The organism is Halomonas sp. ND22Bw, from assembly GCF_003011945.1.
Taxonomy (GTDB): Bacteria; Pseudomonadota; Gammaproteobacteria; order Pseudomonadales; family Halomonadaceae; genus Halomonas; species Halomonas halophila.
The window spans coordinates 1-271 of the sequence record NZ_PXWD01000882.1 but is presented as its reverse complement, the minus strand read 5'-3'; the positions used below and the strand labels follow the sequence as shown (position 1 = coordinate 271).

1 protein-coding gene is annotated in these 271 nt (G+C 68.6%); it reads left to right on the top strand.

Going from position 1 to position 271, the window contains the following annotated elements; genetic code table 11:
• Positions 1 to 33: 33 nt before the first annotated feature.
• Positions 34 to 271, top strand: a 238-nt coding sequence (locus CVH10_RS20695) for a hypothetical protein (protein WP_219924914.1), incomplete at its 3' end; no start/stop codon positions are given.

The window sequence follows — 271 nt, the reverse complement described above, 5'->3', positions numbered from 1 at the left end:
CCGCCAGGGAAGAGAGCGAAGGCGCTTCTCGCGATGCTGGCGCTCGCCCCCGGCGGGCGGCGGACCCGCGGGTGGTTGCAGGATCGGCTCTGGAGTGACCGCGATCCGGCGAAGGGCCGTGCCAGCCTGCGGCAGGAGTTGAGCGCACTCCGCCATCACCTTGTCCGTTACGGGCTGGAGATCATCTCCACCCCCGGTGATGATGTCGTCCTCCATCTGGAGGCGCTGCGGGTGGATGCCTTCGTCTCTGTTCCCGCGCCGCATCTCGATC